The following is a 23,341-nucleotide window of genomic DNA, read 5'->3' as shown; positions in this document are numbered from 1 at the left end:
AAGCGTAATAGCTCACTAGTCGAGTCGGCCTGCGCGGAAGATGTAACGGGGCTAAAACTAGTCACCGAAGCTGCGGCATCAATGGAAACATTGTTGGGTAGGGGAGCGTTCTGTAAGCGGATGAAGCTGAATTGAGAAGTTTGGTGGACGTATCAGAAGTGCGAATGCTGACATAAGTAACGACAAAACGAGTGAAAAACTCGTTCGCCGGAAGACCAAGGGTTCCTGTCCAACGTTAATCGGGGCAGGGTGAGTCGGCCCCTAAGGCGAGGCTGAAAAGCGTAGTCGATGGGAAACGGGTTAATATTCCCGTACTTGGATAAACTGCGATGTGGGGACGGAGAAGGTTAGGTAATCAGACTGTTGGATGTCTGTTTAAGCCGGTAGGTGGTACATTTAGGCAAATCCGGATGTACATAACACCGAGAAGTGATGACGAGTCTCTACGGAGATGAAGTTACCGATACCACGCTTCCAGGAAAAGCCACTAAGCTTCAGGTTTATCTAAACCGTACTATAAACCGACACAGGTGGTCAGGTAGAGAATACTCAGGCGCTTGAGAGAACTCGGGTGAAGGAACTAGGCAAAATAGCACCGTAACTTCGGGAGAAGGTGCGCCGGCGTAGATTGTAGTGATTTACTCACGAAGGTTGAACCGGTCGAAGATACCAGCTGGCTGCAACTGTTTATTAAAAACACAGCACTCTGCAAACACGAAAGTGGACGTATAGGGTGTGATGCCTGCCCGGTGCTGGAAGGTTAATTGATGGTGTTATCGCAAGAGAAGCTCCTGATCGAAGCCCCAGTAAACGGCGGCCGTAACTATAACGGTCCTAAGGTAGCGAAATTCCTTGTCGGGTAAGTTCCGACCTGCACGAATGGCATAATGATGGCCAGGCTGTCTCCACCCGAGACTCAGTGAAATTGAAATCGCCGTGAAGATGCGGTGTACCCGCGGCTAGACGGAAAGACCCCGTGAACCTTTACTATAGCTTGACACTGAACATTGAATTTTGATGTGTAGGATAGGTGGGAGCCTTTGAAGCAGTCACGCCAGTGATTGTGGAGGCGTCCTTGAAATACCACCCTTTAACGTTTGATGTTCTAACGAAGATTGCGGAACGCGGTCTCGGACAGTGTCTGGTGGGTAGTTTGACTGGGGCGGTCTCCTCCCAAAGCGTAACGGAGGAGCACGAAGGTTTGCTAATCACGGTCGGACATCGTGAGGTTAGTGCAATGGTATAAGCAAGCTTAACTGCGAGACAGACAAGTCGAGCAGGTGCGAAAGCAGGTCATAGTGATCCGGTGGTTCTGAATGGAAGGGCCATCGCTCAACGGATAAAAGGTACTCCGGGGATAACAGGCTGATACCGCCCAAGAGTTCATATCGACGGCGGTGTTTGGCACCTCGATGTCGGCTCATCACATCCTGGGGCTGAAGTAGGTCCCAAGGGTATGGCTGTTCGCCATTTAAAGTGGTACGCGAGCTGGGTTTAGAACGTCGTGAGACAGTTCGGTCCCTATCTGCCGTGGGCGTTGGAGAATTGAGAGGGGCTGCTCCTAGTACGAGAGGACCGGAGTGGACGCATCACTGGTGTTCCAGTTGTCTCGCCAGAGGCATTGCTGGGTAGCTACATGCGGAAGAGATAAGTGCTGAAAGCATCTAAGCACGAAACTTGCCTCAAGATGAGTTCTCCCAGTCTATAAGACTGTAAGGGTTGTTGGAGACTACGACGTAGATAGGTGTGGTGTGTAAGCGTAGTGATACGTTGAGCTAACACATACTAATTGCCCGAGAGGCTTAACTATACAACGCTCAAGTGTTTTTGGGCGTGAAGTTAAGAAACTAAACAAAGAACGAAAGACTAAAGACTAGAAAATCAGTGAACAGCTTGTTTCGAATTTAAACCGAATTTCCCGACGACAATAGTGCGGTTGTCCCACCTGAATCCATTCCGAACTCAGAAGTGAAAAGCCGTTACGTCGATGGTAGTGTGGGGTTTCCCCATGTGAGAGTAGAGCATCGTCGGGTCTTATTACCTTAGCTTATTTTAACTAAGTGAGTTAAGTTAATAAGCACAGAATTTGATTAACAGTCATAGTGCCGTGGCTCTACCTGAATCCATTCCGAACTCAGAAGTAAAATGCGGTAACGCCGATGGTAGTGTGGGGTTTCCCCATGTGAGAGTAGGGCACTGTTAATCTACTAAATTTGCGGAGCGGTAGTTCAGCTGGTTAGAATACCTGCCTGTCACGCAGGGGGTCGCGGGTTCGAGTCCCGTCCGTTCCGCCACTTATCTGAAAGCGAGTTATTACTCGCTTTATCTATATATGATACCAATAGGGGCGTAGTTCAATTGGTAGAGCACCGGTCTCCAAAACCGGGTGTTGGGAGTTCGAGCCTCTCCGCCCCTGCCATATTTAAGAAGCCGATTAGTTTACGCTAGTCGGCTTTTTGCATATTTGTACTTTTCTCTAAAGTGAAGTTATTCTGTTAGAATAATAGAATATCTAGGAATAAAAGTAGCTTCATGAAAAATTTAGATCCTATTATCGAACAGTTTTTAGATACGTTATGGCAAGAACACGGATTATCTGAAAATACGTCGGCTGCATACCGTTTAGACTTGGAATCCTTCTCCGAATGGTTACCTACGCCTAAAGCATTTCTTACTTTAGATCATTTTGACTTGCAAGCATTCTTGGGAGAAAGATTGGAACTGGGCTATAAGGCAACTAGTTCAGCTAGAATGCTCAGTTGTTTGCGTAAATTTTTCCGTTTTTTATATACGGAAAATTATCGTCAAGACGATCCTACTCTCACTTTAACTTCTCCGCGTAAGCCGGCTCATTTACCGAAATCGTTAAGTGAAGAACAAGTGATGGATTTACTTGATTGCCCGAATACGTTGGATCCGGTCGAATTACGTGATAAAGCGATGTTAGAGTTACTTTATGCAACCGGGTTACGCGTTAGCGAACTGGTGTCACTCAATATAGATAATCTGAGTTTACGTCAAGGTGTCGTACGTGTTGTGGGTAAGGGGGATAAAGAGAGGTTAGTGCCAATTGGTGAAGAAGCAAGTTATTGGATTCAAGAGTTTTTTCAGCATGGACGTGCAATGTTATTGAACAATACACAATCAGATGTTGTATTTCCAAGCCGCCGTGGGCAGCAAATGACACGCCAAACATTTTGGCATAGAATAAAACATTATGCCGTTTTAGCAGGTATTGATAGTGAGAAACTGTCTCCACACGTATTGCGTCATGCTTTCGCAACACATTTGGTTAATCACGGTGCAGATTTAAGAGTCGTGCAAATGTTGTTGGGACATAGTGATCTCTCTACCACACAAATTTATACACATGTGGCTAAAGCACGTCTAAAATCATTACACCAAAAATTTCATCCACGAGGATAATATGCAAAAATCATCATCTAAATTTAATTGGGCATTAGCATTACTTTGCTTACCTTGTGCATTATGGCCGCTTGCATTACTGGTTTCTCCCAAATTTTCCAGTTTAGCGTTAAGCCCGGAACAAGTTAATTGGTTTTCGATAGCTTTTTGGATTTATCCGCTTGTCTTATTTGTGATTGCATTGCTGTTATATAAGCTGCATCAATCGCAAAAAGCATTGGCTAGAGGTTTGTTGATACTTTCTTTTATTGGGTTTTATGCCTTACTTGGCTATATTATCCAATCCTTATAACCCATAAACCTGCGAAAGCAGGTTTTTTAATGGCAAAGAAAAACTAACTGATCGCCGAAAAAGATAAGTGGTGTACGTTTCCGTAGCCAAACCGGAACTTGCGCTTGTTGGTAGCGTTTCTTCATTTCTTCTCGCATTGGCTTGCCATACTGTTTGACTTTACCTTGATGCGCTAATTTCACTTGCAGAGGAGCATTCACTAACGCTTCCGGCAATAACAAGCGGTCAATTTTGTCTGACTTTTGGTAAATAATGCTGTCGCCTAAATGTTGTAACTTGCCGATTCCATCCGGTAACATTAACGATTGTTGTACGCAGAGCGGCTGACAAAAATCGTTTATTTCGAGTAAGTCGCCGGTTAAATATAAATGATGTTGATAACGGCGTATCCAAAAATCGGCTAATTTAAGCTGGGGATTTTTATCGGCATCCGCATAAATTGTTTGCTGAATTACTTGCATCAGTTGTGCCGTACTTGGCATTTGTGCGCCGCATTTTTCTAACCACAAACGGATCAATTGTTGTTGTTTCGCCAAAGAAAATTGTGGAAACGCTTCGATATTTAAACGCTTTTCCGAAAAATCCGCATAGTATTGTAATTCTTGAGAGAGCAATTCTTCCAATAGCATTTGTTGTTCGGCACAATGCTGTGCAGAACGAGCCACCATTTGGCTGAAATGCTGCCAGTGTTGATTTACAATCGGTAACACTTCATTGCGTAAAAAATTGCGGTCATAATGGCTGTCGTGATTACTTTCGTCTTCAATCCAAGTTAATTGCTGTTGCAGCGCATATTGTTCGATTTGCGCTTTGCTCACATTAAGAAGCGGTCTAAAAATGGTAAAATTTTGCCAAAATCCGACCGCTTGCATTGCCGATAGTCCTTTGATTCCACTGCCACGTTTTAAGGCAAGCAAGAAAGTTTCTGCTTGATCATCAAGATGATGAGCGGTCACTAACACTTCGTTAGGCAGAATGATTTCCCCTATTGCCTGATAACGTGCCGCTCTGGCGCCGGCTTCGATACCTTCACTGCGATCCACGGTAACCTTTTGCAAAATAAACGGGATTTTTAACCGCTTGCAAATTTGTTCACAAAAAGCTGCCCAACTGTCGGCATTAGGACTAAGCCCATGGTGAATATGTACCGCTCTTAGGTTGATCTGTAATTCGGCTAACAAATGTAATAACACAATCGAATCAATACCACCGCTTAAGCCAAGTACAAAATCTCGCTGTGTCGGGAAGTAGTGTTTAAATTGTTTTCGAAGTGTATCAAATAACATATTGCGCCTTATCTATGTCGGTCATTTTCCTCATTCTATCATTATTCAGTGGCTCTTTTTGAAAAAGAGCAGTGAGAGCCGGATTTAATATGTTAAAATTTAAAGAATTTTATTAAGAAGAGAAAAACAATGTTAAATCAAGTTTCAGAAGGCTTGCTTGCACCAAGCGGGCTTGAGTTATCGCACTTGAGTAAAGTGCTTGATCATTTTGCGAATCGCCAAATTGATTATGCGGATCTCTATTTTCAATTAAGCCAAGATGAGAGTTGGTCGTTAGAAGATTCGATTATCAAAGAGGGCGGTTTTTATATTGACCGTGGTTTTGGTGTGCGTGCGGTATCAGGCGAGAAAACCGGCTTTGCGTATGCAGACCAAATCGGCTTGAGCCAGCTTGAACAATGTGCAACCGCAGCCCGTTCGATTACTAATGCAAGCGGTCAATTATCGGTAAAAAGTTTCAAACAAACGGATGCGATCAAACGTTATGCTTCGGTCAATCCGTTGGATACGTTAAGCCGTGAGCAAAAAGTTGAGCTACTCCATTTAGTCGATAAAGTCGCGCGTGCGGAAGACCCTCGAGTGATTCAAGTTAATGCAGGGCTTTCAGCGGTTTATGAAGAGATGTTAGTGGCGGCAACAGACGGCACGCTTGCAGTGGATATTCGCCCATTAGTGCGTTTATCAGTTTCGGTATTGGTAGAAGAAAATGGTAAACGTGAACGAGGTTCTGCCGGTGCCGGCGGACGTTTCGGCTTAAACTGGTTCTTTGAGCCGCAGGTGGTTAATGGGGAAATGACCGGCGATACTCGAGCGGTTTATCTGGCGAAAGAAGCGGTACGTATGGCATTAGTCAATTTAGGTGCAATGCCGGCACCAGCCGGCACGATGCCGATAGTACTAGGTGCCGGTTGGCCGGGTATTTTACTTCATGAAGCGGTCGGGCACGGGTTAGAGGGAGACTTTAACCGTAAAGAATCTTCGCTATTTACCGGCAAAATTGGAGAGTTAGTCACTTCGCCGCTTTGTACTATCGTTGATGACGGTACGGTACCGGATGTGCGAGGTTCGATTACGGTAGATGACGAGGGCGTACCTTCTCAACGTAACGTATTGATCGAAAACGGTATTTTGAAAGGTTATATCCAAGATAAACTTAACGCTCGTTTAATGGGTGTTGCACCGACAGGTAATGGTCGCCGTGAGTCTTATGCGCACTTGCCAATGCCTCGTATGACCAATACCTATCTCACGGAAGGCTCGCACAGTTTTGAAGAAATGATCGAATCGGTCGATTATGGTATTTACGCACCGCATTTCAGCGGCGGCCAGGTGGATATTACTTCGGGTAAATTCGTGTTCTCAACCGCAGAAGCTTATTTAATCGAAAAAGGTAAAATCACTAAACCGGTTACCGGCGCAACCTTAATCGGCAGCGGCATTGACGCTATGCAGCAAGTTTCAATGGTCGGTAAGAAAATGGAACTCGACCCAGGTATCGGCACTTGTGGTAAAGAAGGGCAATCCGTACCGGTTGGTGTAGGTCAACCGACAGTGAAATTAGATAAGATTACGGTTGGCGGACGAGGGTAAATTTTGCGATCTTACTCGCGAAATTAACAAAATCTTCTTTATATAGGAAACAAGCGGTCATTTTTGACTGATATTTTGCAAATTATCTGGTTTCGTTTTAAGGAAAGCAGGTAAAAAATAAGGAAAAAATAATATGGCATGGGTACAAATTCGTTTAAATAGTACGGATAAACAGGCAGAGCAAATCAGTGATTTTTTAGAAGAAATCGGGGCAGTATCGGTAACTTTTATGGATAGTCAGGATACACCGATTTTTGAGCCGCTACCGGGTGAAACCCGTTTATGGGGTAATACGGACGTAGTGGGTTTATTTGATGCGGAAACCGATATGAAAGCAATTGTTGAAGCATTAATTACTAGCCGTTTAGTTGAAGCGGATTTTGTACATAAGATTGAGCAAATCGAAGATAAAGACTGGGAACGTGAGTGGATGGATAACTTCCACCCAATGCAATTTGGTAAACGTTTATGGATTTGCCCAAGCTGGCGTGAAGTGCCGGATCCGAATGCGGTGAACGTGATGCTTGATCCAGGGCTTGCTTTCGGTACCGGTACACACCCGACTACTGCACTTTGTTTACAATGGTTAGATAGCTTAGATTTAACCGGTAAAACGGTGATCGATTTCGGTTGCGGTTCAGGTATTTTGGCGATTGCGGCACTTAAACTCGGTGCAAAACAAGCGATCGGGATTGATATCGACCCGCAGGCGATTTTAGCTTCGACCAATAACGCCGAAGCAAACGGTGTGGCGGATCGTTTACAGTTATTCTTAGCCAAAGATCAACCGCAAGATCTACAAGCCGATGTGGTGGTGGCGAATATTCTTGCCGGCCCGCTGAAAGAACTGGCACCAAATATCATTACCTTGGTGAAACCGCAAGGCGATTTAGGTTTATCTGGTATTTTAGCAACGCAAGCGGAATCGGTTTGCGAAGCCTATGCGCCGGACTTCAATCTTGATCCGGTGGTAGAAAAAGAAGAGTGGTGCCGTATTACCGGTGTGAAGAAATAATTTAATCGGTTTTAGATAAGCGGTCGGATTTTGTAGAAAATTTGCAAAATCCGACCGCTTTTTTATGCCTTATTTGGCGAGTGCTTGACGCAGTTTTCCGTGATGTACAGCAAGTAATTGTTCGGCAGTCGTTTTATCCGAATCACTTAATATCATCATAATGGCTAATTTTGCGTTGTTTTCGGCAATTTTTAGCGTATTTTCGGCAATCGTTCGATCACATTCGGCGGCTTCCATCACGATTTTAATCGCACGGGCTTTGAGTTTTTCGTTGCTTGCCTGCACATCGACCATTAAATTGGAATAGCATTTGCCGATCATCACCATGGATGCGGTAGTCAGCATATTCAATACCAGTTTTTGTGCCGTGCCGGATTTCATACGGCTTGAACCGGTTAGCACTTCCGGCCCTACAACCGTATCAATCGCAATCTCTGCAATTTGCGCCATCGCTGAATTCGGGTTGCTGGCAATAGAAACGGTAGTCGCACCCAAAGATTTGGCATATTCTAACGCACCAATCACATAAGGGGTACGTCCGCTTGCTGCAATGCCGACCAATATATCTTTTTGTGAAAAATTGACCGCTTGTAAATCGGCTTTGCCTCGTTCCGTATTATCTTCCGCTCCTTCAATCGGGTGGCGTAACGCCCGTTCACCGCCGGCAATAATGCCGACCACCATTTCCGGTGGAACGCCGTAAGTCGGTGGACATTCCGAAGCGTCTAATACGCCTAAGCGTCCGCTGGTGCCGGCACCGATATAGACTAAACGCCCCCTATTTTGGAATGCTTGTACGATTTTTTCGACTGCTTGAGCAATTTGCGCTAAACATTTTTCTACCGCAAGTGGGACTTGTTTATCCTCTTGATTGATCACTTTCACTAGCTCAAGTGCAGAGAGTTGATCGATATTCATTGAGTTAGGATTGCGTTGTTCGGTAATCATTTTTGACAACGCCGTTAATAAATTTTTTTCTGACATTTTTATCTCCAATCACCTTTTACTTTCGGTGTTTTATACAAGTGAGGAGGTGATTACTTAGGATAAATTACCCCTAAACTCACCGGCTGTTTTGCTCCGGTTACGCTTGGTAGATTACTTGCTAAATTATGTACACGTTGATAAGCCAGCCAGGCAAAAGCGGCGGCTTCGACATAATCCATATCCAATCCATATTCGCTAGTGGTTGTGACCGTCCATTTCGGTAGTAATTCACTAAAACGCTGCATTAACAATGGGTTACGTGCACCACCGCCACATACAAGTAATAAGCATTGCTTCTCACTTTCTAAGGTTTTTAGCTCGTTTACTACACTTTGTGCGGTAAATTCCGCCAGTGTACGTTGTACATCTTCAGGGTGATAAGCGGTTAAATTTGCCGATTTTTTTGCAAGCCATTCAAGGTTAAATAATTCTCGACCGGTGCTTTTCGGGGCAGGTAATTTGAAAAAAGGCTCATCAAGTAAACTGTCGAGTAATTCCGGAATCAGTATTCCGGTTTTTGCCCATTCGGCATTTTTGTCGTAGCGTTTGGCTTGATGCAATTCTATCCAAGAATCCATCAGTGCATTACCGACACTGACATCATAGCCAATGGTCGGTTGCTGTGGTGCAAGTACCGAAATATTGGAAATACCACCGATATTTAGCACCACGGTTAAGCGTTCCGGCGAGGTAAAAATCCCTTCGTGAAAAGCGGGAACCAAAGGCGCACCTTGTCCTCCGACCGCCATATCTTTACGGCGAAAATCCGCAATAGTAGTAATGCCGGTGTGAGCGGCAACCAGATTCATATCACCGATTTGCATGGTAAACGGCAATTTACCGTTTGGAGAATGCCATACGGTTTGTCCGTGACAGCCAATCGCTTGAATATCATTTGCGCTGAGCTGATGTTCGGCTAAAAAACGGTTGATACTTTCGGCATACAGCAAGCCTAAACGGTGATCGATTTCACCTAATTTTTGTAACGAAGTTTCGCCGCTTTTGAGTAATTGCGATAAATCGGTACGTAAATCTTCCGGCATAGGTGTAAAGCCGAAAGCGGTCAATCTTGGCGGATTTTTTGCAAAATCCATCACGCATAAATCCACGCCGTCAAGGCTGGTACCGGACATCACGCCGAGGTAGAGATTTTTAGTCATAACAATCAGATAAAAGGAAAATTTGTTGAATTATATCGAATATCCTGCATAAAAGCGGTAAGATCTCGGCTGATTTTTACAAATTTATCTCTTTATGAACCTTCAAAAACTTTTATTGATTCGACGATTTTTCTCTACTCTTGCATTTTTCTCAATGCAAACCGTGTTTTTTATCTATTTACAGAAAAAAGGCTTAAGCAACAGCGAAATCGCTTTTTCGTTGTCTTTATTATTCTTTTGTAATCAAGCGTTGGCGATTTTAGCCGGCATTTGGGGCGATCGTTACGGCTTAGCCAAAATGATGTTGTTAGGCTGTTTGCTGGACGTATTAGCTTATATTTTCTTCCTCTCGGCGGATAATTACGGATTATTATTGTTAGCGACTACTTGCTTCGGGCTGGGGAGCTGTTTGTTCGGTACCAATGCAAAGGCGTGTTTGCTGGCTTTGGCGGGCAATGAATATAGCGAGAAAACCCGTTTACAGGGCAAATATCTGAAAGTGACCAGTATGTCTTCAATGTTTGCACCGTTATTGGTGATTCCGTTTATTAAATTTGAGCAAATCGAGTTATTAATTTGGGTTTGTTTTGCGATGGAGGCGGTGCTATTTGCGCTGATGGTCAAGCCGTTTTATCAGATTCAAACGTTACAAAGTTTGGTGAAATTCCGTTTCGGGCAAATTCGAGAAATTATCACCAAAGAATTTTTATTTGTGCATTTGATGTTGTTTATTCCGCTATCAATTGCCACTTCGTTTTTTGTCATTTTTCCGTTTTTATTTGATAACAAATTAGCTGCACCGGAACATAGCCCAATCGCATTATTTGTGAACGGTTTGATGACGGTATCGCTACAAAGTTATTTCTCACGCAAAATTAATTTAACTGCAAAGCAAATAGTGTGGGTCGCACCGTTGTTAGCGATTGGTATCACTGTGCCGTGGTTTATTACTTTGCATTATATTTCGCTGTTTAGTGCTTATGTCTATTTGGTGGTTTTTACCGTGATTGAGGTGTATGCGCTGACGGCAATGGCGAATTTGTTAGTGAAATTTGATAACGGTACCAATCGAGGCTTCATTTTCGGTGCATCGCGTCTTTTGCTTTCGATTGCCACGGTCGTGGTGATGAATCTAATTCCTCATTTATTTTTGGTGTAGCTATGACTATTCTTTGGATTTCTCTCGGTGCGGTATTAGGTGCAATTTCTCGCTGGCAATTAGGCGTGTGGTTTAACGGTTTTCTAAGTCAATTAGCTTTTGGTACCTTGTTAGCCAATTTACTCGGCTGCTTCTTAATTGGAATTGCTATCGGACTGCATTTGAATGACGGGCAGAAGTTATTGTTTATTACCGGTTTTCTAGGCAGTTTCACCACTTTCTCGAGCTTTTCGTTAGAAGTGAGCGAAAAGTTACTTACCGAAAAATACTATCAAGCATTGAGCGTAATCGGCTTACATTTGATTGGTGGAATCCTGTGTACGGTGTTAGGAATTTTGCTAGTACGCTTTTTTACAGGCGGTCGGATTTTCTAAATTTCTTGCAAACAAAAGCCCTCGCGACTTAATAGTCGGAGGGCTTTTTGATTTAGTTTATTAACTAATTAAAGCAGAATATTCGCAAATAATAAACCGAATGCGATACTGAATGCCATGCTTAATAAGCCCGGTAACATAAAGCTATGGTTGAAGATATATTTACCGATTCGAGTGGTACCGGTGGTATCGAAGTCAATTGAAGCAATAATCGGACCGTAGTTAGGAATAAAGAAGTAACCGTTTACTGCAACGAATACTGCGATAAGCACGGTCGGGTCAATGTGTAATGCAACCGCTAATGGGAAAAGTGTTGCGACTGTCGCCCCTTGGCTGTTTACTAATACAGAGAGTAGGAAAAGAGCGAAAGCAAATGCCCATGGCGCAGTTTCTACTAATCCTGATACCATTTCTTTCACTTCGGTCATATGACCTTGCATTAATGTATCGCCTAACCATGCGATACCGAAGATTGCGATTACCGCACGCATACCCGCATGGAATACCGAACCTTTAGTAATTTCGTTGCCGTCCGGTTTGCAGAAGAAGATGATTAACGCACCAATAGTAAGCATAACGATTTCAATCGTATGTGCCATACCCATCGGTTTACCGTCGAATACCGGACGTAAAGAAGGCATTGCACCCATTAATACTACTAATAATGCGCCGAATAAGAATAAGCTTACGGAAAGTTTTGCGGTCGGTTTAATTGCAACATCCGCAGGATTAGTGTTGGTATTGTTCGCTTTTACGTATTCCGGATCTTGTAATAATTTTTGGTAATGCGGATCGTCTTTTAATTCTTTACCCATTTTATTGACGAATACGCAGGCAAGCATTAAACCGAGAAGTGTAGCAGGAATAGTGACCGAAAGTACGTTACCTAAAGTGATACCTTGCGGTTCTAAGAAAGCAACTACCGCAACGACTGCCGCAGCGATTGGGCTGGCAACGATAGCGAATTGAGAAGCGATTACCGCCATTGAAAGCGGACGTTCCGGACGAATACCGTTATGGCGGCTTACTTCAGCGATAACAGGTAATACGGAATAAGCTACGTGACCGGTACCGGCTAATACGGTAAATGTCCACGTAACAAGCGGTGCGATAAAAGTAATATATTTAGGATTGCGACGTAAAATATTAGTTGCGATTTTAATCATATAATCTAAACCACCGGCCGCTTGCATTGCCGCAGCAGCAGATACTACCGCCATAATCATGAACATTACGTCAATCGGCAGACCCGCCGGTTTTAAACCGAAACCGAAAGAAAGAATTGCAAGACCTAAACCGCCGAAAACACCCAAACCGATACCACCCACACGGGCACCTATCAAAATACATAGTAAAACTATGGCAAATTGCAAAAGAAACATTGCGGACATAATTTAATTACTCCATTGTAATTCATCAAAAAAGCCATCATACTTGAGGCAAAACCTTTTCAGAAATCAAAAACCTTCTCAAGCGGAACGAATGCTTTGAAAAGGAACTGTAATATAGCAATAAATAAAACTAATCTCTATAAGATTTAAGAATTAAATTTTTTTATGATAGGAAATAATATGCAATTTTCAAAAATGCACGGACTTGGCAATGATTTTATGGTGATTGACGGTGTGACGCAGAACGTTTATTTAACCGAAGATGTAATTCGTAAATTGGCTGATCGTCATCGTGGAGTCGGTTTTGACCAGCTGCTATTGGTTGAGCCGCCATATGACCCGGAGCTGGATTTCCATTACCGAATCTTTAATGCGGACGGCAGTGAAGTGGCACAATGCGGTAACGGTGCGCGCTGCTTTGCCCGTTTTGTGACGCTCAAAGGTTTAACTAATAAACAAGATATTCATGTCAGTACCGCTAAAGGAAAAATGGTATTAACTTTAAAAGGTGAAGAAAAAGTTCGCGTGAATATGGGCGAGCCGATTTGGGAGCCGGCACAGATTCCGTTTACGGCAAATAAATTTGAGAAAAACTATATTTTAAGAACCGATTTACAAACGGTATTATGTGGGGTGGTTTCCATGGGGAATCCGCATTGTGTATTACAAGTTGAAGATATTAATACGGCACCGGTTAATGAACTCGGACCTTTATTAGAGAATCATGATCGTTTCCCTGAGCGCGCGAATATCGGCTTTATGCAAGTGGTGAATCGCAATCATATTAAATTACGAGTGTTTGAACGTGGTGCCGGTGAAACGCAGGCGTGCGGTAGCGGTGCTTGCGGTGCGGTTGCGGTAGGCATTATGCAAGGTGTATTAGATAACAATGTCCAGGTAGATTTGCCCGGCGGTTCGCTCCAAATTGAGTGGGAGGGTGTTGGGCATCCGTTATATATGACCGGTGATGCCACCCATATTTATGACGGTTTTATTAAACTCTAAATTAAACTAAGTACTTTTAACCACAGAATACACGGATAGCACGGAAATTTTATTCAGCGTAGTCCGTGTGTTCCGTGGTTTTTAATTATCTAGGCATTTTCTACACCAAACGCCATCACTTCATCAATTTTTTCGGCATTCATCGCAATCATCATTAAGCGATCTACACCTAACGCCACACCGGAACAATTCGGAATGCCTGCTTTTAATGCGGCAAGAAAACGAGTATCTAATTGCTGTGGCGGTAAACCCATTTGCGTTCTGTGTATGTTATCTTGTTCGAAGCGGCGCATTTGTTCTTTCGCATCACTTAGCTCGTGGAAGCCGTTTGCCAATTCTAGGCCTTTGTAATAAACCTCAAAGCGTTCCGCAACACGGTGATCTTCCGAACTGATTTGCGCCAGTGCCGCTTGCGATGACGGGAAATGATAGACCGCAGTCGGACGCTCTTTACCGATATTCGCTTCCACAATCTCACTGAATAGAAATTGTAGCAACGTATCTCTGTTCTCATCATCTTCACAAGGAAAACCGTGCTTACGTGCTTTTTCTACTAATTGCGCACGGGTTGCCGACAGCGGATCTAAACCGACATAGGTTTGGAACACGAACTGATAGCTATAAGATTCCGCCGGTTCGCAATCCAGAATTTGTTGCAATAAATCATCCACCTCATTGATTAAACGATACATATCAAAATGCGGGCGATACCATTCCAACATAGTAAATTCCGGATTATGACGTTTGCCGGCTTCTTCATTACGAAACACGCGACATAATTGAAAAATTGAACCGCTACCCGCCGCCAATAGACGTTTCATATGGTATTCGGGGCTGGTCATCAGATGTAACGTTTTCGCTTCACTGGAAAAAGGCGAAAGAAATTGTGTGTGGAAGGTAGAAAGATGTACATCCGTCACGGAAAATTCGCTCAATGCGGGGGTCTCTACTTCTAATACACCGCGATCTTTAAAGAACTGGCGAATTTCCGCCATAATTTTGCTACGTTTAATCAGGTTTTGAATGGAAGCGGTCGGTTTCCATTCAATATTTTCTAAAGTTAATTCGTTCATAAAAATGATTTTTAGACGTAAAAAATTCATTCTAACGAGATTTGTTTTATTTTGCGAAAGCTAATTTTACGGAATCGTAAATTTGATCGTTTTTCCACAAAATTTTTGTTGCATAGTTTGCTAAATTTTAAGCAAATCAGACCGCTAAATGAGATATATTCTTATCTATAATTACGAGTAATTATCAATACGCCCATGAGTTGATTTACCTTTTTTGAGGTAGATCACAAAACGGATTTTTTGTCCCCCTAAAAATACAAAATACGCTTATCTTGCATAAAAAATAGTGGCACAATAAAAGCGAGTTATATTGATTAATAATCTATTATTTTGGAGTGCATTATGCAAAGTGTTAATTTTGATGTCGCGATTATCGGTGCTGGCGGCGGCGGTTTACGTGCAGCTATCGCAGCAGCGGAAGCAAATCCAAATCTTAAAATTGCTTTAATTTCAAAAGTTTATCCGATGCGTAGCCATACAGTGGCGGCAGAAGGCGGCTCAGCAGCAGTCATCAAAGATACAGACTCTTTTGATAACCACTTTAACGATACCGTAGGCGGTGGCGACTGGTTATGCGAACAAGATATTGTGGAATATTTCGTTGAACATTCACCGATTGAAATGACCCAGTTGGAACGTTGGGGCTGTCCTTGGTCACGTCGTGAAGACGGTGAAGTAAACGTGCGCCGTTTCGGTGGGATGAAAATCGAACGTACGTGGTTTGCGGCGGATAAAACCGGTTTCCACTTATTACACACCCTTTTCCAAACTTCTATCAAATACCCTAACATCGTCCGTTTTGACGAACATTTTGTGTTGGATATTTTAACCGACAACGGCGAAGCTCGCGGTTGTGTTGCGATGAATATGATGGAAGGTACGCTTGTTCAAATCAATGCAAATGCAGTCGTTATCGCAACAGGTGGTGGTTGCCGTACTTATCGTTTCAATACTAACGGTGGTATCGTAACTGGTGACGGTTTATCAATGGCGTATCGTCACGGTGTGGCATTACGTGATATGGAATTCGTTCAATATCACCCGACCGGCTTACCGAATACCGGTATCTTAATGACCGAAGGTTGTCGTGGCGAAGGCGGTATCTTAGTCAATAAAGACGGTTACCGTTACTTACAAGATTACGGTCTAGGACCTGAAACACCAATCGGTAAACCTGAAAACAAATATATGGAACTTGGTCCGCGTGACAAAGTTTCACAAGCATTCTGGCAAGAATGGAAAAAAGGTAACACTTTAAAAACCGCAAAAGGCGTGGATGTAGTGCATCTAGACTTACGCCATTTAGGTGAAAAACACTTAACTGAACGTTTACCGTTTATCTGTGAATTAGCTCGTGCTTATGAAGGTGTAGATCCGGTAACTTCGCCAATCCCGGTGCGTCCGGTTGTACACTATACAATGGGTGGTATTGAAGTGGATATGCACGCAGAAACTTCAATTAAAGGCTTATTTGCAGTCGGTGAATGTGCTTCTTCAGGCTTGCATGGTGCAAACCGTTTAGGTTCTAACTCATTAGCAGAGTTAGTCGTATTCGGTAAAGTGGCTGGTGAAAACGCCGCTCGCCGTGCGCAAGAAGCCGGTCCTCGTAACCAAGCGCAAATTGATGCGCAAGCACAAGATGTTGTTGCACGTTTACATGCTTTAGCTCGTCAAGAAGGTAATGAATCTTGGTCTGATATTCGTAACCAAATGGGTGACGCAATGGAAGAAGGTTGCGGTATCTATCGTACTCAAGAAAGTATGGAAGGTGCGGTCAATAAAATCCATGAATTAAGAGAACGTTACAAAAATATCAGCGTAAAAGATAAATCAAGCGTGTTTAACACCGATTTACTCTACAAAATCGAATTAGGTTTCATCTTAGATGTGGCGCAATCAATCGCTTGCTCGGCTGTTGAACGTAAAGAATCTCGTGGTGCGCACCAACGTTTAGACTATACCGAACGTGACGATGTGAATTACTTAAAACACACCCAAGCATTCTACAATGCGGACGGCACACCGACGATTAAATATTCGGATGTGAAAATTACTAAATCACAACCTGCAAAACGTGTATACGGTGCGGAAGCGGAAGCGCAAGAAAAAGCGAAAAAAGCAGCAGAACAGGCACAAAAATAGGAGAGCGATAATATGGCAAATTTAAATAAAATGACCATCGAAGTGCTTCGCTATAATCCGGAAACAGATAGCGAACCACATTTAGACAAATATGAAGTGCCGTTCGACAGCCAAACTTCATTATTAGATGCACTCGGTTATATTAAAGACGAACTTGAGCCTGAGCTTTCTTATCGTTGGTCTTGCCGTATGGCGATCTGCGGTTCGTGCGGTATGATGGTAAACGGTAAACCGAAATTAGCATGTAAAACATTCTTACGTGATTACAGCGGTTTTATGCGAATCGAACCGCTTGCAAACTTCCCGATTGAGCGTGACTTAGTGGTGGATTTAAGCCACTTTATCGACAGCATCGAAGCAATCAAACCTTATGTTATCGATAATAAAGCACCGGAAGGTCAGCGTACTAAACAAACACCGGCACAATTAGAGAAATATCGTCAATTCTCAATGTGTATTAACTGTGGTCTATGCTATGCAGCTTGTCCGCAATTTGGTTTAAACCCTGAGTTTATCGGTCCGGCAGCGATTACCCTTGCTCACCGTTATAACTTGGATAACCGTGATAACGGTCGTGAACAACGTATGAAACTCTTAAGCTCTAAAAACGGGGTGTGGAGTTGTACTTTCGTCGGTTATTGTTCAGAAGTATGTCCGAAACATGTCGGCCCGGCTTCTGCGATTAACCAAGGTAAATTGGAAAGTGCGAAAGATTACGTAATTTCAATGCTTAAACCAAAAGGCTAGGGGGCAATATGACAACAGCAACTAAACGTAAAGCGTATGTACGCGAAATGAAAGCGAATTGGTGGACAAAATCAAGCTTCTATAAAATGTATATGGTACGTGAAGCGACTTGTTTAGCGACCGTATGGTTTTGTCTGGTATTGCTTCACGGGGTAATCAGTTTAGGCGGAGAAAGTTTAGACGGTTTTATCAGTTTCTTACAAAACCCGATTGTATTTATTTTAAATGTGATCAGTATTGCCGCATTACTTTACCATGCTGCGACATTATATGTGATGACACCGCAAGTTTTAACTTTTATCGTTAAAAACGAACGTGTAAATCCGAATATTTTAAAAAATGCACTTTGGGCGGTAACAGGCTTAGTAAGCCTTGTTGCATTAGTATGTACTTATATCTAGGGGAGAATGGCAATGAATAAACAAGATCCAAAACGTTCTAACGAACCGCCTGTATGGTTAATGTTTAGTGCGGGCGGTACAATTAGTGCAATTTGCTTCCCGATATTACTTCTTATTTTAGGTGTGTTATTACCGCTCGGTTTAGTGCCGGTGGATAATATCGTGGCGTTTGCGCACACCTGGTTAGGTAAATTAGTCATTTTAGCGGTTACCATTTTCCCAATGTGGGCTGGTATGCACCGTGTGCACCATGGTTTACATGACCTCAAAATTCACTTTCCTGCGGGTGGCTGGGTATTCTACGGATTATCCGCTCTCTACTCAGTGATTGTGTTCTTTGCAGTAATCGCACTGTAATCAATATAACGTGAATAAAAGCCATCCGTCAGGGTGGCTTTTTTTGTCGTATAAGCGGTTGAATTTTTAGGAAATCTTGCAAAGCCATTTCTTTAAAATACGAGAAACGGCTTTTTTACTTTTTCATTACCGCAATTTGTTTTAGAATCAACGGACGATTTACTCTCAAGGATTTATGATGAAAAAATTATTTTTAGCGGCGTTAATCGCATCGTTCGGGTTGGCTGCCTGCGGTGTAAAAGGCCCACTTTATTTTCCTGAGCAGCAACCGGCTCAACAACAAACAAAATAATTGCTAACCACGGTAATTCAAAATCTACGTATAACAAGCGGTCGAATTTATTCGATTTTTTGTAAATGCGAGTGTAGCGAGTTTGCCGTGGTTTTATTTTTTCAAACACAACGGACAAATTAATGAATCATTTCAATTATAAAAACCAACAACTTTTTGCGGAAGACGTTTCCGTTTCAGATATCATCAATCAACACGGTACGCCTGCTTATATCTATTCTCGTGCCACGCTTGAGCGTCATTGGCACGCTTTTGATAAAGCATTCGGCGCACACCCGCACTTGATTTGCTTTGCGGTAAAATCCAATTCCAATATCGCTTTATTAAATGTAATGGCGCGCCTCGGTTCGGGCTTTGATATTGTGTCGCAAGGTGAGCTTGAACGTGTACTTGCCGCAGGTGGCGAGCCGAGTAAAGTAGTATTTTCCGGTGTGGCGAAATCACACAGTGAAATTCAACGTGCGTTAGAAGTCGGCATTCGTTGCTTTAATATCGAATCAATCGCCGAGTTACACCGCATTAATGAAGTTGCCGGTCAATTAGGTAAAATCGCACCGATTTCATTGCGTGTAAATCCGGATGTTGATGCGCATACTCACCCTTATATTTCCACCGGTTTAAAAGAAAATAAATTTGGGGTAAGCGTAACCCAAGCTCGTGAGGTATACCGTTTAGCCAAAACGTTACCAAACGTGAAAATTACCGGTATGGATTGCCATATCGGTTCGCAATTAACCGAATTACAACCGTTTTTAGATGCCACTGATCGCTTGATTGTATTAATGGAACAATTAAAAGAAGACGGTATTGAGTTACATCACTTAGATTTAGGCGGTGGTTTAGGCGTGCCGTATAACGGCGAAGAGCCACCACACCCGACCGAATACGCCAAAGCATTATTGGAAAAATTAAAAGGCTATGCGGATCTTGAGATCATTTTAGAGCCTGGGCGCGCGATCACGGCAAATGCGGGGATCTTAGTTACTAAAGTGGAATATCTTAAAGCGAATGAAGATCGTAATTTTGCGATTGTCGATACCGGTATGAACGATATGATTCGCCCGGCACTTTATGAAGCTTATATGCAAATTACCGAGGTAGATCAATCACTTGCACGTGAAAAAGCGGTCTATGACGTAGTTGGCCCGATTTGTGAAACTTCAGACTTTTTAGGTAAAGGCAGAGAACTGGCGATTGAACAAGGCGATCTGATTGCAATGCGTTCGGCAGGGGCTTACGGAGCGGCGATGTCTTCAACCTATAATTCACGTCCTCAAGCGGTCGAAATTATGGTGGACGGCGATCAGGCTTATTTAATTAAAGCACGTGCAAGTTTTGCGGACTTATGGCGTCTAGAGAACTTACTGCCGTAAGTTCTAGAACATTTGCTTTACTTTCCGGTTGAAGCAAATAGAGAAGAAACATTTTAAATTTGGAGAAAGATATGAAACTTTATTGTTTAAAAGGCGCTTGCTCATTCGTACCGCACGTGGCGTTAGAATGGACAGGGGCGGAATATCAAGCGGAACTAGTCAGCCGCGATTTTATTAAATCGGCGGAATTTTTAGCGTTGAATCCACGTGGCGCAGTACCGTTATTAGTGGACGGCGATTTAGCACTTTCGCAAAACCAAGCCATTTTGCATTATTTGGATGAGAAATATCCGGATGCAAAATTATTCGGTAGTAAAACTTTGCGTGATAAAGCGAAAGCGGCGCGTTGGTTAGCGTTTTTCAATAGTGATGTGCATAAATCGTTTGTACCGTTATTCCGTTTACCGAGCTATGTGGAAGGGAATGAAGAATTAACACGAGTGATTCGCCAGCAAGCGGCCGAGCAAATTTTAAATCAATTAGAGACCGCCAATAAGCATTTAGAAAGCCATATTTTCTTCGGTGAAAATATCTCAGTGGCGGATGTTTATCTTTATATCATGTTAAATTGGTGCCGTATGTTAGGCTTAGATTTTTCACACCTTGAGCAACTCTCGCCGTTTATGCAGCGTGTGGAAGCAAATGCCGGTGTAGATGCGGTGCGTCTTGTCGAAGGTTTAAAAGGCTAACCCTTCATTAATAAACGAAAAAAAGCAGAGCAAAGTCCTCTGCTTTTTTTATAAGAATAATTCTTATTAACTTGACAAATATTGATAATAATCAATATCATTTACAATTAGATTTTGTATAAATCCTTTCTTCGTTTTTAAAGATCGAGAGAGTGATGATGATTACAACAACAAATTGGCAGGCAAGCCAAGCCGCTCCGAAAGCATTCCCTGAACGTCAGGCATTAATGCCGATCTGGGGTGGTGAAGCGGTGCCGCAACAAGAATGGCAGAACGTATGGGGACAAGCTGCCGTTCACGCCCTCAAACAAGACGGTTTAGCATATTTCCATATTCCTTTTTGTGCCGGTCACTGTATTTTCTGTGGTTTTTACCGTAATGCGTGGAAACAAGAATACAGTAAAATCTATACCGATAAACTGATTGAAGAATTGGCGTATGAAGCCGGTATCCGCCAAGGTAACGGTAAAATCAAAGCGGTTTATTTCGGTGGCGGAACGCCAACCGCATTGGATACCGAAGATTTAGTCCGCTTAATCAAAGCGTGCTATCAATATTTACCGTTAGCGGACGATTGCGAATTTACGATTGAAGGTCGTATTAGTCATTTTGATATTGAAAAGGCTCGTGCTTGCGTAGCCGCCGGCGTGAATCGTATTTCAATCGGTATTCAAACCTTTAACTCAAAAATTCGTAAACGTTTAGGACGTAAACATAGTGGTGAAGAGGCTTATGAATACCTCAAAGCCTTGTGTGAATTAGATGCGGTTGTCGTTGCCGATTTGATTTTCGGTTTATCGAATCAAACGGATGAAGTTTGGGCGAATGATATTCAAGTGGCAAGTAGCCTGCCGTTATCCGGTTTGGATATTTATGCGTTTAATAACTATCCGTTTTTACCGATTAATAAAATGATTGAACACGGTTCTCTGCCTGCCGCCGCAAGTTTTGAGGTACAAGCGCAACATTACGCTTATGCAGTAGAGCATTTACAAAAAGCCGGTTGGCAACAAGTCAGTAATAACCACTTTGCTTTCCCGAATCGAGGGGAACGAAACCGTTATAACACGTTAGTTAAATCCAATATGCCGTGTCTGGCTTTCGGCTCCGGTGCAGGCGGTAATTTCGGCGGTTATAGTTTCCAAGTACATTCCACACTACAAACTTATTTAGACACACCGGCAGATAAGAAAGCACTATCGTTTTTAAGTAAACACGGTGCAAATAAGCCGTTGCTTGGTGTCGTGCAACACGATTTAGAACTGGGTTATCTGGATATTAAGTTATTTAGACATAACCCGAAAGCAATGAAATTGCTGATGCAATGGCAGCAATTATCTTTATTAAACATTGATCAAGAAGGCATCGCTCGCTTGAATATTAGCGGTCGATATTGGTCACCGACCTTGATCCGCAAATTAATGCTCACGTTACCCACAGAAGATAAAAAGGAGAACAGCATGGTTAAATTAAGTGAAGAACAATTAAGCGAATTACGTCAATCACTTGCCGAAAATCCGGGACAAATTTTAGAAATGGTTGCCGGTATGAAACAATGCAGCTTAGAAGAAGTGATTAGTTGCTTACCGGCGGAAATGGTCATAAAAACGGACGGCGCACGTTTTGTGGAAATCATGCAAGCGTTAGCAATGCTAGAAGATGCGGTGACCTTTATTGCACACACGCCGGATGCAGTGGTTGAGGTCACCGGCAAGCTACCAAGCGGTCAAATCGGCAGAGGTTTTTACAACTTCGACCACGGTCAGGAAGGTGGCGTACACGGTCACCTACGTTATGAAAACTGTGCGGCGATTTATTTACTTGAGCGTCCATTTATGGGCAAACATACCGTATCGCTTAACTTTATTAACCATCAAGGCGGCGCAATGTTTAAAATCTTTGTCGGACGTGATGAAGCGCGTAACTTACGTCAAAACCAAATCGATTTTATGCGTCAATTAATCAAGGGTAAATAATGATTTTATTATTTGGAGCCAACGGCTTAGCCGGACGCGCATTACTGGCGGCGGCTGATCAGCCAATCGTCTCGGTATTGCGCCAACCTTCGACAGATCCGTTTTTTGCGGATCGTCAAACAACTGTTGCCGATGTGATGTCTTTAGAAGCTTGTGAAGCGGTGATGCAGCAATATTCGCCAAAAGTGGTGATCAGCTATATCGGTGGCAAAAAAGACGGTGTACGTAGCGATGCTACCGGTAATATCAATATTATTCGTGCCATGCTGAAATATGCACCTGCCGCTCGTTTTATTTTTATTACCAGTATGGGTTGCGGCGAACAATGGGCATTTTTATCTGAGCCGGTAAAACAAGTATTGGGTGAAGCACTACAAGAAAAAACACAGGCGGAAAACTTACTGCGTGAAAGCTCGCTAAACTGGACGATTTTACGTCCGTGCGGACTAAATACGAGCGAAGGCGAAACCTTCCGTTTAATTGAAAATGCAGCGGAACTACCCGGCAGTTATATGAGCCGTAAAGCATTAGCTAATGCGGTTTTGTCCGTACTTAAAAACGAAGGATTAAAGCATAAAATCTTATCCGTTTGCCAATAAGCAGCGG

At 42.9% G+C, this 23,341-nt stretch carries 21 protein-coding genes, 2 tRNA genes and 3 rRNA genes (1 of these 26 running past the window's edge); 21 read left to right on the top strand and 5 right to left on the bottom strand.

The window, feature by feature from the left end; all coding sequences use genetic code 11:
- From NYR63_RS08290 to NYR63_RS08260, 7 genes are all read left to right on the top strand, one after another.
- Positions 1 to 1,810: ribosomal RNA gene (locus tag NYR63_RS08290) — 23S ribosomal RNA — on the top strand (it extends 1,089 nt beyond the left edge of the window).
- A gap of 107 nt (positions 1,811 to 1,917) precedes the next feature.
- Positions 1,918 to 2,033 (top strand): 5S ribosomal RNA (gene rrf, locus NYR63_RS08285).
- 56 nt (positions 2,034 to 2,089) lie between these two features.
- A 5S ribosomal RNA gene (gene rrf / locus NYR63_RS08280) occupies positions 2,090 to 2,205 on the top strand.
- Positions 2,206 to 2,217: 12 nt separating this feature from the next.
- Positions 2,218 to 2,294, top strand: a tRNA-Asp gene (locus NYR63_RS08275).
- 49 nt (positions 2,295 to 2,343) lie between these two features.
- Positions 2,344 to 2,419 (top strand) — tRNA-Trp (locus tag NYR63_RS08270).
- A gap of 113 nt (positions 2,420 to 2,532) precedes the next feature.
- Positions 2,533 to 3,426: a site-specific tyrosine recombinase XerD gene (gene xerD / locus NYR63_RS08265; protein WP_279457099.1), complete on the top strand. Its 894-nt coding sequence runs from the start codon at positions 2,533 to 2,535 to the stop codon at positions 3,424 to 3,426.
- 1 nt (position 3,427) lies between these two features.
- Positions 3,428 to 3,718, top strand: coding sequence for a DUF5389 family protein (locus tag NYR63_RS08260; protein ID WP_279457098.1), 291 nt, complete (start codon positions 3,428 to 3,430; stop codon positions 3,716 to 3,718).
- A gap of 26 nt (positions 3,719 to 3,744) precedes the next feature.
- Here NYR63_RS08260 and tilS read toward each other — a convergent pair whose 3' ends face one another.
- Positions 3,745 to 5,004, bottom strand: a complete 1,260-nt coding sequence (tilS, locus tag NYR63_RS08255; protein WP_279457097.1) for a tRNA lysidine(34) synthetase TilS — start codon at positions 5,002 to 5,004, stop codon at positions 3,745 to 3,747.
- Between the two features lie 129 nt (positions 5,005 to 5,133).
- Here tilS and tldD point away from each other — a divergent pair, with 129 nt between their 5' ends.
- Together tldD and prmA are read left to right on the top strand one after the other, a co-directional pair.
- Complete coding sequence (tldD, locus tag NYR63_RS08250) at positions 5,134 to 6,594, top strand: metalloprotease TldD (RefSeq protein WP_279457096.1); 1,461 nt, start codon at positions 5,134 to 5,136, stop codon at positions 6,592 to 6,594.
- Between the two features lie 133 nt (positions 6,595 to 6,727).
- On the top strand, positions 6,728 to 7,609 hold the full coding sequence (prmA, locus tag NYR63_RS08245) for a 50S ribosomal protein L11 methyltransferase (protein ID WP_279453240.1): 882 nt from the start codon (positions 6,728 to 6,730) through the stop codon (positions 7,607 to 7,609).
- Between the two features lie 69 nt (positions 7,610 to 7,678).
- On the opposite strand, the gene murQ is transcribed toward prmA, so the two are convergent.
- Complete coding sequence (murQ, locus tag NYR63_RS08240) at positions 7,679 to 8,593, bottom strand: N-acetylmuramic acid 6-phosphate etherase (RefSeq protein WP_279457095.1); 915 nt, start codon at positions 8,591 to 8,593, stop codon at positions 7,679 to 7,681.
- Positions 8,594 to 8,646: 53 nt separating this feature from the next.
- Positions 8,647 to 9,756 carry an anhydro-N-acetylmuramic acid kinase gene (locus NYR63_RS08235; protein WP_279457094.1) on the bottom strand — a complete coding sequence of 370 codons (1,110 nt, stop codon included), beginning with the start codon at positions 9,754 to 9,756 and terminating at the stop codon, positions 8,647 to 8,649.
- Positions 9,757 to 9,850: 94 nt separating this feature from the next.
- Here NYR63_RS08235 and NYR63_RS08230 point away from each other — a divergent pair, with 94 nt between their 5' ends.
- Together NYR63_RS08230 and NYR63_RS08225 are read left to right on the top strand one after the other, a co-directional pair.
- Positions 9,851 to 10,915: an MFS transporter gene (locus NYR63_RS08230; protein WP_279457093.1), complete on the top strand. Its 1,065-nt coding sequence runs from the start codon at positions 9,851 to 9,853 to the stop codon at positions 10,913 to 10,915.
- Between the two features lie 2 nt (positions 10,916 to 10,917).
- Positions 10,918 to 11,289 carry a CrcB family protein gene (locus tag NYR63_RS08225; RefSeq protein WP_279457092.1) on the top strand — a complete coding sequence of 124 codons (372 nt, stop codon included), beginning with the start codon at positions 10,918 to 10,920 and terminating at the stop codon, positions 11,287 to 11,289.
- A gap of 68 nt (positions 11,290 to 11,357) precedes the next feature.
- On the opposite strand, the gene NYR63_RS08220 is transcribed toward NYR63_RS08225, so the two are convergent.
- On the bottom strand, positions 11,358 to 12,680 hold the full coding sequence (locus NYR63_RS08220) for an anaerobic C4-dicarboxylate transporter (RefSeq protein WP_279457091.1): 1,323 nt from the start codon (positions 12,678 to 12,680) through the stop codon (positions 11,358 to 11,360).
- A gap of 180 nt (positions 12,681 to 12,860) precedes the next feature.
- Here NYR63_RS08220 and dapF point away from each other — a divergent pair, with 180 nt between their 5' ends.
- The gene (gene dapF / locus NYR63_RS08215; RefSeq protein WP_279457090.1) at positions 12,861 to 13,685 is read left to right on the top strand and encodes a diaminopimelate epimerase; all 825 of its coding nucleotides are present in this window, start codon (positions 12,861 to 12,863) and stop codon (positions 13,683 to 13,685) included.
- 89 nt (positions 13,686 to 13,774) lie between these two features.
- Here the strand turns inward: dapF and epmA are convergent, their stop codons facing one another.
- Complete coding sequence (epmA, locus tag NYR63_RS08210) at positions 13,775 to 14,758, bottom strand: elongation factor P--(R)-beta-lysine ligase (RefSeq protein ID WP_279457089.1); 984 nt, start codon at positions 14,756 to 14,758, stop codon at positions 13,775 to 13,777.
- Between the two features lie 342 nt (positions 14,759 to 15,100).
- On the opposite strand from epmA, the gene frdA reads away from it, so the two are divergent.
- The 9 genes from frdA to NYR63_RS08165 all read left to right on the top strand — a co-directional run bounded on the left by frdA (position 15,101) and on the right by NYR63_RS08165 (position 23,334).
- Positions 15,101 to 16,900, top strand: coding sequence for a fumarate reductase (quinol) flavoprotein subunit (gene frdA, locus NYR63_RS08205; RefSeq protein WP_005598820.1), 1,800 nt, complete (start codon positions 15,101 to 15,103; stop codon positions 16,898 to 16,900).
- A 12-nt stretch (positions 16,901 to 16,912) separates the two neighbouring features.
- Positions 16,913 to 17,647 carry a succinate dehydrogenase/fumarate reductase iron-sulfur subunit gene (locus NYR63_RS08200; protein ID WP_015674339.1) on the top strand — a complete coding sequence of 245 codons (735 nt, stop codon included), beginning with the start codon at positions 16,913 to 16,915 and terminating at the stop codon, positions 17,645 to 17,647.
- Between the two features lie 8 nt (positions 17,648 to 17,655).
- Entirely contained in the window at positions 17,656 to 18,048 is a 393-nt protein-coding gene (gene frdC / locus NYR63_RS08195; protein WP_215578156.1) for a fumarate reductase subunit FrdC, read from the top strand.
- A gap of 12 nt (positions 18,049 to 18,060) precedes the next feature.
- Positions 18,061 to 18,405 (top strand): fumarate reductase subunit FrdD, encoded by a 345-nt coding sequence (frdD, locus tag NYR63_RS08190; protein ID WP_279457088.1) that lies wholly within the window; start codon positions 18,061 to 18,063, stop codon positions 18,403 to 18,405.
- 178 nt (positions 18,406 to 18,583) lie between these two features.
- Positions 18,584 to 18,697, top strand: coding sequence for an LPS translocon maturation chaperone LptM (gene lptM / locus NYR63_RS08185; RefSeq protein WP_012263268.1), 114 nt, complete (start codon positions 18,584 to 18,586; stop codon positions 18,695 to 18,697).
- Between the two features lie 122 nt (positions 18,698 to 18,819).
- Positions 18,820 to 20,070 carry a diaminopimelate decarboxylase gene (lysA, locus tag NYR63_RS08180; protein WP_279457087.1) on the top strand — a complete coding sequence of 417 codons (1,251 nt, stop codon included), beginning with the start codon at positions 18,820 to 18,822 and terminating at the stop codon, positions 20,068 to 20,070.
- Between the two features lie 71 nt (positions 20,071 to 20,141).
- Entirely contained in the window at positions 20,142 to 20,759 is a 618-nt protein-coding gene (locus NYR63_RS08175; protein WP_279457086.1) for a glutathione S-transferase family protein, read from the top strand.
- Between the two features lie 158 nt (positions 20,760 to 20,917).
- Positions 20,918 to 22,735: a heme anaerobic degradation radical SAM methyltransferase ChuW/HutW gene (gene hutW, locus NYR63_RS08170; protein ID WP_279458547.1), complete on the top strand. Its 1,818-nt coding sequence runs from the start codon at positions 20,918 to 20,920 to the stop codon at positions 22,733 to 22,735.
- The gene (locus tag NYR63_RS08165) at positions 22,735 to 23,334 is read left to right on the top strand and encodes an NAD(P)-dependent oxidoreductase (protein WP_279457085.1); all 600 of its coding nucleotides are present in this window, start codon (positions 22,735 to 22,737) and stop codon (positions 23,332 to 23,334) included. The genes hutW and NYR63_RS08165 overlap by 1 nt, the downstream gene beginning before the upstream one ends.
- Positions 23,335 to 23,341 lie beyond the last annotated feature (7 nt).

This window comes from Actinobacillus genomosp. 1 (assembly GCF_029774175.1).
In the GTDB taxonomy this organism is placed as follows: domain Bacteria; phylum Pseudomonadota; class Gammaproteobacteria; order Enterobacterales; family Pasteurellaceae; genus Actinobacillus.
This window is presented reverse-complemented; position numbering and strand designations above follow the sequence as displayed.

Excerpts from the sequence above, each read along its gene's own strand:
- frdC (WP_215578156.1), top strand. The coding sequence starts at position 17,656 with ATGACAACAGCAACTAAACGTAAAGCGTATGTACGCGAAATGAAAGCG.
- frdD (WP_279457088.1), top strand. The coding sequence starts at position 18,061 with ATGAATAAACAAGATCCAAAACGTTCTAACGAACCGCCTGTATGGTTA.
- murQ (WP_279457095.1), bottom strand. The coding sequence starts at position 8,593 with ATGTCAGAAAAAAATTTATTAACGGCGTTGTCAAAAATGATTACCGAA.
- NYR63_RS08200 (WP_015674339.1), top strand. The coding sequence starts at position 16,913 with ATGGCAAATTTAAATAAAATGACCATCGAAGTGCTTCGCTATAATCCG.
- dapF (WP_279457090.1), top strand. The coding sequence starts at position 12,861 with ATGCAATTTTCAAAAATGCACGGACTTGGCAATGATTTTATGGTGATT.
- prmA (WP_279453240.1), top strand. The coding sequence starts at position 6,728 with ATGGCATGGGTACAAATTCGTTTAAATAGTACGGATAAACAGGCAGAG.
- frdA (WP_005598820.1), top strand. The coding sequence starts at position 15,101 with ATGCAAAGTGTTAATTTTGATGTCGCGATTATCGGTGCTGGCGGCGGC.
- NYR63_RS08165 (WP_279457085.1), top strand. The coding sequence starts at position 22,735 with ATGATTTTATTATTTGGAGCCAACGGCTTAGCCGGACGCGCATTACTG.
- tilS (WP_279457097.1), bottom strand. The coding sequence starts at position 5,004 with ATGTTATTTGATACACTTCGAAAACAATTTAAACACTACTTCCCGACA.
- NYR63_RS08225 (WP_279457092.1), top strand. The coding sequence starts at position 10,918 with ATGACTATTCTTTGGATTTCTCTCGGTGCGGTATTAGGTGCAATTTCT.
- NYR63_RS08175 (WP_279457086.1), top strand. The coding sequence starts at position 20,142 with ATGAAACTTTATTGTTTAAAAGGCGCTTGCTCATTCGTACCGCACGTG.
- NYR63_RS08260 (WP_279457098.1), top strand. The coding sequence starts at position 3,428 with ATGCAAAAATCATCATCTAAATTTAATTGGGCATTAGCATTACTTTGC.
- epmA (WP_279457089.1), bottom strand. The coding sequence starts at position 14,758 with ATGAACGAATTAACTTTAGAAAATATTGAATGGAAACCGACCGCTTCC.
- hutW (WP_279458547.1), top strand. The coding sequence starts at position 20,918 with ATGATTACAACAACAAATTGGCAGGCAAGCCAAGCCGCTCCGAAAGCA.
- lysA (WP_279457087.1), top strand. The coding sequence starts at position 18,820 with ATGAATCATTTCAATTATAAAAACCAACAACTTTTTGCGGAAGACGTT.
- NYR63_RS08220 (WP_279457091.1), bottom strand. The coding sequence starts at position 12,680 with ATGTCCGCAATGTTTCTTTTGCAATTTGCCATAGTTTTACTATGTATT.
- NYR63_RS08230 (WP_279457093.1), top strand. The coding sequence starts at position 9,851 with ATGAACCTTCAAAAACTTTTATTGATTCGACGATTTTTCTCTACTCTT.
- tldD (WP_279457096.1), top strand. The coding sequence starts at position 5,134 with ATGTTAAATCAAGTTTCAGAAGGCTTGCTTGCACCAAGCGGGCTTGAG.
- xerD (WP_279457099.1), top strand. The coding sequence starts at position 2,533 with ATGAAAAATTTAGATCCTATTATCGAACAGTTTTTAGATACGTTATGG.
- lptM (WP_012263268.1), top strand. The coding sequence starts at position 18,584 with ATGAAAAAATTATTTTTAGCGGCGTTAATCGCATCGTTCGGGTTGGCT.
- NYR63_RS08235 (WP_279457094.1), bottom strand. The coding sequence starts at position 9,756 with ATGACTAAAAATCTCTACCTCGGCGTGATGTCCGGTACCAGCCTTGAC.